General features: G+C 39.3%; 5 protein-coding genes. 2 read left to right on the top strand and 3 right to left on the bottom strand.

Translation table 11 applies throughout. From position 1 onward, the window contains the following. The 3 genes from VLB74_RS12710 to VLB74_RS12700 all read right to left on the bottom strand — a co-directional run. Positions 1-1,626, bottom strand: a 1,626-nt coding sequence (locus tag VLB74_RS12710) for a PKD-like domain-containing protein (protein WP_325203828.1), incomplete at its 3' end; no start/stop codon positions are given. A gap of 62 nt (positions 1,627-1,688) precedes the next feature. Continuing rightward, the gene (locus VLB74_RS12705) at positions 1,689-2,126 is read right to left on the bottom strand and encodes an SRPBCC family protein (RefSeq protein ID WP_325203827.1); all 438 of its coding nucleotides are present in this window, start codon (positions 2,124-2,126) and stop codon (positions 1,689-1,691) included. A gap of 52 nt (positions 2,127-2,178) precedes the next feature. Continuing rightward, positions 2,179-3,333, bottom strand: a complete 1,155-nt coding sequence (locus VLB74_RS12700; RefSeq protein WP_325203826.1) for a DmpA family aminopeptidase — start codon at positions 3,331-3,333, stop codon at positions 2,179-2,181. A gap of 214 nt (positions 3,334-3,547) precedes the next feature. On the opposite strand from VLB74_RS12700, the gene VLB74_RS12695 reads away from it, so the two are divergent. Both VLB74_RS12695 and VLB74_RS12690 read left to right on the top strand, forming a co-directional pair. Further along, entirely contained in the window at positions 3,548-5,182 is a 1,635-nt protein-coding gene (locus VLB74_RS12695) for an ABC-F family ATP-binding cassette domain-containing protein (RefSeq protein WP_325203825.1), read from the top strand. Between the two features lie 354 nt (positions 5,183-5,536). Continuing rightward, the coding region (locus tag VLB74_RS12690) for a LamG domain-containing protein (protein WP_325203824.1) at positions 5,537-7,010 on the top strand (1,474 nt) is incomplete at its 3' end.

Below are 7,010 nucleotides of genomic sequence, written 5' to 3'. Positions count from 1 at the left end.
ACCGTTGCCGCCAAAAGCACCGTCAACTCCGTTTTGGACTACTGTCCAAGTAAAGGTAGTTCCTGGTATATTTGAGTTAATAAGAATTCCTACAGATTCACCGCTACACAAAATCAGTGACGTGCCAGTTAAAGAAAACACTTCGGGAGTAGGGTTGACCGTTATGGTAACCGTTATTGGAGTGCCTGTACATCCTCCAACCGTTGGTGTTATGTAATAAGTAACTACACCTTGAGACAAGCCGATTGTAGTTAAGGTTTGATTGATTTGGTTTCCGGTTCCGGACATCGCTCCCAGGACACCTGTTGGTACTACAGTCCAATTAAAAACTGTTCCGGGAACATTACTGCTCATTATTATATTGGTTGTTTCCCCTGAACAGATTGTTGATGACGAAGGGCTTGCTGTAATATTTGGCCTAGGATAAACTGTAACCGTAACTGTTACTGGAGAACCGGGACAAGCATTAGTAATAGGTGTAATTGTATAAATAGCATGACCTATAGTTGTACTTGAAGTTGTCAGAACCTGATTGATTGATGTTGCATTTGTGTTGGGTGAGGCGCTTGCACCAATTACTCCTCCAGATTGAACAACGTTCCATGAATAAGTTGTTCCGGGAGTATTGCTCGATAACGTGATGTTCGTAGTATCTCCCGTGCAAATAGAAGCTTGAGTTATATTAACGTTTACTACCGGAATAGGGTTTACAGTTACCGTTACATTTATTGGTGTTCCTGTACAACCATTTGCGCTAGGGGTAATTGTGTATGTTACGGTTCCGGGAGTACTTCCTGTAGTAAGCACTTGAGAAATGATATTTCCACTTCCGTTAGCTGCTCCTGTTACGTTTCCTGTCTGGCTGTAAGTCCAAGAAAAAGTGGTATTAGGAGTTGTGCCTGTCAGCAGTATTCCGGTAGATTGTCCGGAACAAAGGATTGATGAAGCCGGTGAAGCCGTAACGGTTGGTGTAGGAGTGGATGTTACAGTACCTGATGCACTGGCGCTGGAACAATTGGTTGCCATATTGGTGACAATCACGGAATAAGTACCAAGCACTGAAGTTGAAAAACTTGCCACATTTCCTGGATTCGGAGCGCCGGAAGGTGTTGTCCATGCATAAGAATAAGATCCGGAAGTTCCCGGAGTAGCTGTAACGACAGTCGTTCCTCCCTGGCAAATCGACGGAATGTTAACTGTTATATTCGGTCGGTCAGATATCGTTATAGTTCCGGTCGTTGTAGCAGCTGGTGAACCACCTACTGTTGTAATTGAATAGTTAAAAACTCCTGTAACTGTAGGTGTGCCACTAATTGTGAAGATATTAGCAGCGTAAGTCCCGGTAACTCCCGCCGGTAATCCTGTTACAGTTGCCCCTGTCGCGCCGCCACTGGTCGCATAGGTTATATTCACTATAGGATTGTTAACACAGATTGCCTGGTTTGCTGTTGACGGACTTGAAGTCAGTGTAATAGCAGGAGCTAATGCAGAAAAATCGTTTGTTTTTATGCTCCACTCCTTTGTTGATTCATAGTTGTTTTTTCTTAAGTATTTAGTGTTTAGTTCTTTAGCATTAAGGTTTAATACGTAAGAAGCTATAAAAAGCAGCGTAAAGATTTTCTTCATAGTAGGGTTTTAAATTCCGCTGTAAAAATAATCTTTTTAGTACAGGTGGGGAAAATTATTTGTTATTCCTCTGCCATTTTTTTGACTAAATCTAAAGCTAAAGGAAATTTTTCATTGAAAAAATCCTGATAATCCTCGATAATGTCCATTTCGGTTTTGAGTGTTGTGATTCCGTCTGTTTCGCTCAAAGCATAATTTTCCATTGAGCCCGACCAGATTTCTGTGGCGGCATCAAGCGGTTGTTCTACGCCGTCTTTTACATTTCCGATGTGTTTGAAATTCATGATTTCATTTTCAACACGTTTGTCTATCATGCTGAACATTCCGTTATTGTTAGCATCCAAAAAATGAATTTTAGAACCTTCTTTCCAATCGGAAACGGCTTTCGAACCTTCACTGAAAACGGAAGTCCATTTTTGATACGTGTCGTCGTTCCATAACACATTCCATACTTTTTCTTTTGAGGCACCAATAACTACCGTGAATTTTATTTTTTTCATGATAAAAAATTTGAAGTATAAAGTTACTCAAAAACATAGTTACATTCGAAAGCTATTTTGCAAGTCGGTTGTATTTTTTCAGGATTGCCAACAGTTGATCATGTGGAATACCGTAAAATTTATTGTTGTTGATACCTTCCATGTCTTCAGCGGCTACTAAAGTATTGATGATTGCTTCTTCGGTAGCCTGCACAGTAGCCTTAAAAACAGGATTCAATTGTTCTTTGGTCAGCACATTCCAGGTTTCCATGGTTTGTTTCTCATTGGCGACAGGTTCAGCGGTTGACAGCGCTAAAAAAATTTCTCCGGAACTGTCACTGGAAAATGTGCCTGTCCTTGCTAAACCATGAGTTACTCTTTTGGCAACCAATTTCAACTGATGGGGAAGTAAAGGCGCATCGGTAGCTACAATGACAATCGCAGAGCCGTCTTTTCTTTTTTGTTGGTTTAATACGGCTTTGTAGTCCTTAATTTCTTTCCCGACAGGAATGCCGGCGACCATCAAATCGGAACGTCCGCCAAAATTCGCTTGGATAAAAACCCCTAAAGTATATTCCTTTCCGTCGATTTTGAAAGTTCTTGAAGCAGTGCCGTTTCCGCCTTTAAAGAGATATAAGGCCATTCCGGTGCCACCGCCTACATTTCCTTCCTGAACAGGACCGTCTTTGGCGTTGTCCAAGGCTTCCCAAACATGTTCCTTTTTTACGTGAAAACCGTTGATGTCATTCAGCATGCCGTCCCAGGTTTCGGCTACCACCGGAAGTCCAAAGGAAAAATCGATGAAATCGCCTTCTGAAAATTTTTTATAGTTCCATTGTCCGATGGCATCACGTACCGTCCCCACGCTATTAGTGTTGGTAATCCCAATAGGGCCATAGCTTTTACCGTAATCCTCTATATAGGTAAGTCCTGTCATTTCGCCATCTCCGTTTAGGCTATACCAGGCGGCAGGGTAGCTTTTTGCTGTTTTTCCTTTGGGGAGGATAACGGTTACTCCTGTTCGTACCGGTCCTTTGCCAGGTTCTAACTTCCCTTCTCCTTCGATTAACGTTTTGTAGCCGACTTCAATTCCGGGTACATCGGTTATGGCATTGTTCTTTCCTGGTGTTCCTTCGAACGGAACTCCCAAATCCCTCGCTCTGGGCTTTGTTTGTGCATTCGCAATAAGGGATAACAAAAGTGCTGATGTTATAAAAAATCGTTTCATTTTAAATATTTGATATATCAAGCAATTTTAATAAAAAAAATAATATCTCATTGATAAAAGTTTGTTAATTCTGACAATGTGGAATGGTAAAAGCGAAAGTCCCCGTTAAGAAAATGTTTTTGAAATTGCAGTATCTTCAAATTCAGTTATCTTTGCGGCTTTAAAAATGGTTCGGACTCTTCTGATTTCTTACCTCTAAATTCAAAATTCAGAAATGATTACAGTAAACGATATCGCGGTAGAATTTGGCGGAACAACGTTGTTCAGCGAGGTGACTTTTGCCATTAATGAGAATGATAAAATCGCCCTTATGGGGAAAAACGGCGCTGGAAAATCCACGCTTCTAAAGATAGTTGCGGGTGAGAACAGACCAACTCGTGGAGGGATTTCAGCGCCAAGCGATGCTGTAATTGCTTATTTGCCACAGCATTTGCTAACGGCTGACGATTGTACGGTAATGGAAGAAACGTCCAAGGCTTTCGCCGATGTTTTGAATATGAAGAAGGAAATCGACGAAATCAACGAACAGTTGACCATCCGTACCGATTATGAAAGCGACGATTACATGAAATTGATCGAACGTGTTTCCGAATTAAGCGAGAAATACTATTCGATCGAAGAAGTGAATTATGAGGCGGAAGTTGAAAAGGTACTGAAAGGTTTAGGTTTTGAAAGAGAAGATTTTACACGTTCGACTTCTGAATTTTCAGGGGGGTGGAGAATGCGTATCGAATTGGCAAAAATCCTTTTAAAGAAACCGGATCTGATTTTACTGGATGAGCCTACAAATCACCTGGATATGGATAGTATCCAGTGGTTGGAGGATTTTCTTATCAATCAGGCGAAAGCGGTTATGGTGATTTCCCACGACCGTGCATTTGTGGATAATATTACGAATCGTACTATCGAAGTAACGATGGGTAGAATTTACGATTACAAAGCAAAATATTCTGATTATTTGGTTTTACGTCAGGATCGAAGAATTCACCAGCAGAAAGCCTACGACGAACAACAGAAATTTATTGCGGAAAATCAAGCGTTTATTGAGCGTTTCAGAGGGACTTTTTCAAAAACAGAGCAAGTGCAATCACGTGTACGTATGTTAGAAAAATTAGTGCTTGTTGAGGTTGATGAGGTGGATACATCGGCTTTAAAACTGAAATTCCCGCCATCGCCACGTTCAGGGCAATATCCTGTGATTGTCGAAGAATTGACAAAAACCTATGGCGACCATGTGGTTTTCAATAATGCAAGTATGGTAATTGAGCGTGGACAGAAAGTTGCATTCGTAGGTAAAAACGGTGAAGGAAAATCGACCATGATTAAAGCTATCATGAAAGAAATCGATTATGAAGGCGGAAAATTAGATATCGGACATAATGTTCAGGTGGGGTATTTTGCTCAGAATCAGGCTTCATTGCTTGATGGGGATTTGTCTATTTTTGATACTATCGACCAGATTGCTGTAGGTGATGTGCGTACTAAAATCAAAGATTTATTAGGGGCGTTCATGTTTAAAGGAGATGATATCCAAAAGAAAGTAAAAGTGTTGTCAGGTGGAGAAAAAACCCGTTTGGCGATGATTAAACTGTTGTTGGAGCCGGTTAATGTTCTTATATTGGATGAGCCTACGAACCACTTGGATATGAAAACCAAAGACATCATCAAAGATGCTTTAAAGGATTTTGACGGAACGCTGATTTTAGTTTCCCATGACCGTGATTTCCTAGACGGATTGGCTGAAAAAGTATTCGAATTCGGGCATAAACGCGTAAAAGAACATTTCGAAGATATTAAAGGTTTCTTGGCTCACAAAAAAATGGAGAGTTTGAAGGAAATTGAAAAATAAATTTGAAATTATAAATAGTAAAAACAAAAAATTAACCCGATAGTTAAAAGCTATCGGGTTTGTTTTTTTTCTATAAATAGGGATGTAATGTCTTTTATTCGGGAAAAAAATCTATTCATAATCTATTGTAATATTCTTTATTGTGTTCGAAAAAGGATCAAAATGTTAAAAAAACAAATTATTTCTGTGAATTAAAGTCGGAATTTTAACTTTTTATTATGTTAAAAAACAGTAGCTTGTTTTTTTGTTAAATAAGTATAACCATACTGTTTTTCAGGTGGTTTTGAAAATTTTAAACCTTGTTTTTTGCTAATATTGATGCGGAATCAAAAAGCAATTAACATCGTTTAACTTATGAAGAAATTATTACTTTTATTATTCATCTCGATTCAGGCCAACCTGATGTCTGCACAAAGCGTGGGAGACACTATCAGGGTACATGGTTTTAATCACAACAGTATTTCAAGGGATACTTTAATCAGTTTTCCCAACAACCCGAGTTTGACTTTCGAAAAAATCATTCTGAAATACAATCTGCGATGCCGAAACGCAACGGTAAGAAACGGACCGGAAGATGGTGTAACGGGTTGTGGTGAATGGGATTACTCTGTTAATACCTTTATAGCAGATAGTGCAAAAATTGAAAAAGTACTTTTCAAGCAGCCTAACTACACGATTACAGGTTTTACGGGAACTTCTTTCCCTTACACCTCGCAACAAACGTATGATCATTACGATTTTACGCAGAAAAATGTAGTGGTGAATTCCACAACGTCTGAAAACGCCTATCAGGTAGGAAACGGAAGTGTTTTAATGTCAAATTTGGTTAAAACGAACTTAAGAAGCGGTAGATCACAAATGCTTATTACCGCTGCGCAATTAACAGCTGCCGGGTTTACTGCGGGTAATATTAATGCTATCCGTCTAAACGTATCTAATACTGGAGGACTTGCGAAATTCCTGAAAATCAAAATGAAGAACAGTGCCGCTACAAGTATGCAGGCAAGTGCGCTTGATTTTACAGGTTTTACGGATGTATTTTTCAGAGATTATACTTTCGTGAACGGAACCAACAAAATTCAGTTTCATACGCCGTTTAACTGGAATGGAACCAGTAACATCATCATTGAAATGTCATTTACCAATGGGACAAGCGGTTCTAATATTGACTTCGTAGGTTTCTCTAATGCAGAAAACAGAGTACTTACTGCAAGCAATATTTCAGCAATTAATGTATCCGGTGGAGGATATGTTGACATTGGGACGCAATTTTTCAATACGATCAACAGCCAGGTTACAGTGGCTTTCTGGACTAAAGGAGACAGCTCAATGCCAGTAAGCAACAGTATTGTTTATGGTTATTCAAATAACAATACCGATGAGCGACAGTTAAATATTCACATGCCTTGGAATTCAGACATTTATTTTGATTGTGGTTATGTTGGAACTACTTTCGACAGGTTACAAAAGCCATATGGTACTGCTAGCGTAATCAAAGATGTTTGGAATCATTGGACTTTTACTAAAAATGCTACCACGGGTGTAATGAACATCTATTTAAATGGTACATTATGGTTTACCGGTACTGGTAAAACAAAAGTGATGAATATAATGAACCTTGTTTTGGGTAGATTATATACTCCTGTATACAATAATAACTACGTGGGACGTATCAGAGAGTTTTCTGTTTGGAACAAAGAGCTTTCGGCTGCAAACATTCTGAATTGGAAAAATAAAACGATTGATGCCACACATCCGGATTATGCCAATTTGGTGGCTTATTACAAACTGGATGAGGCAACAGGGCAAATCGTAAATGATGCTAAAA

It is taken from the genome of Flavobacterium sp., from assembly GCF_035456225.1.
Lineage (GTDB): Bacteria > Bacteroidota > Bacteroidia > Flavobacteriales > Flavobacteriaceae > Flavobacterium.
This window is presented reverse-complemented; position numbering and strand designations above follow the sequence as displayed.

What these genes read in the sequence shown, in the direction of transcription:
- VLB74_RS12705 (WP_325203827.1), bottom strand. Translation starts at nt 2,126, where the DNA reads ATGAAAAAAATAAAATTCACGGTAGTTATTGGTGCCTCAAAAGAAAAA.
- VLB74_RS12700 (WP_325203826.1), bottom strand. Translation starts at nt 3,333, where the DNA reads ATGAAACGATTTTTTATAACATCAGCACTTTTGTTATCCCTTATTGCG.
- VLB74_RS12695 (WP_325203825.1), top strand. Translation starts at nt 3,548, where the DNA reads ATGATTACAGTAAACGATATCGCGGTAGAATTTGGCGGAACAACGTTG.